A 1,076-nucleotide genomic window follows, 5' to 3' on the forward strand; every position below is an offset into this window, starting at 1 on the left:
CCCGCAGCAGCGGCAGGGGCGCGTCCCGGGCGCAGCAGTGCACGACGGTGGTCCGCCCGCCGGCGCCCTCGAGCACCGTGTGGAGCCCTTGCCTCGCCTCCTGAGGGTCGACGGGGCGCAGCCGCCCGAAGCCCGAGGCCGTGGCGAGCCGACCGGCCAGTGCTGCCGGGAGGCCCGGCTCGTCGACCTGGATCACCAACGTCGCTCCCGGCACGAGTCGCTGGACCGTCTCGACGTGCTGCCGTAACCCCTCGGCCAGCGACTCCACCAGGTCGCGGGTCGCACCGGGGTCGGCGACCGAGCGTTCGCCGCGGCTGACCGCGACCGCCGACGCGAGCGTCCACGGGCCGGTGACCTGGAGCTTGAGGTCGCCCTCGTAGCCGTCGTAGACCTCGGCCAGCTGGTCGAGGTCCTCGCGCAGGAAGGCCTCGGCCCGGCGCTGGTCGCGTCCCGGCCGGTCGACGAAGCGCCAGCCCGACGGCTGCAGGTCGACCGGCAGGTCGACCAGGAGGGCGGCGGTACGTCCGATCATGTCGGCGCCCGGGCCGCGGGCGGGAAGCTCTGGGAGGTAAGGGATCCCGTCGTCGGCGAGCAGGTCACGCACGGCGCGACACGTCACACCGACGTCCTCGCCCGGCCAGGACCCGATCCCGCTCGCTCTGCTCACCCCGCGACCCTAGTGTGCTCGCTCCGGGCCGCTTTGCTCAGCCCGGACCGCTCCGGGCCGTCCGAAAGCGGCTTGAGCCGAGCAAAGCCGCGCGGAGGGAGCACGGGTCAGTGGGCCGTGGCGGGGGCGGCGGCGGTGGAGGCAGCGGTGGCGGTCGCGCTGATGGTGGCGGACCCGACGACGCGGGTGCCGTCATACAGCACCACCGACTGTCCGGGTGCCACGCCGCGGACCCGGCGCTCGAGCCGCACCTCGACCTGGTCGCCGTCCGCCCAGGCCGTGGCAGGGATCTCCTCCCCGTGCGCGCGCACCTGTGCCCCGACCGACACGACGCCGTCGGGTGCCGGCCCGCACCAGCGCGCGTGGTCGCCGGTGATCGCGTCGACGCCGAGCAGCTCGGCGGTGCCCA

The 1,076-nt window shown here is 75.5% G+C and carries 2 protein-coding genes; both read right to left on the reverse strand.

The window, feature by feature from the left end:
• Nucleotides 1-667: uroporphyrinogen decarboxylase/cobalamine-independent methonine synthase family protein (locus tag FRW57_RS21955; protein ID WP_152187078.1), on the reverse strand; the 667-nt coding region annotated here is incomplete at its 3' end.
• Between the two features lie 107 nt (nucleotides 668-774).
• A partial coding sequence (locus tag FRW57_RS21960; RefSeq protein ID WP_338055404.1) for an aminomethyltransferase beta-barrel domain-containing protein occupies nucleotides 775-1,076 on the reverse strand: 302 nt, incomplete at its 5' end.

The sequence above is a fragment of the Segeticoccus rhizosphaerae genome, from assembly GCF_009192725.1.
Taxonomy (GTDB): Bacteria; Actinomycetota; Actinomycetes; order Actinomycetales; family Dermatophilaceae; genus Segeticoccus; species Segeticoccus rhizosphaerae.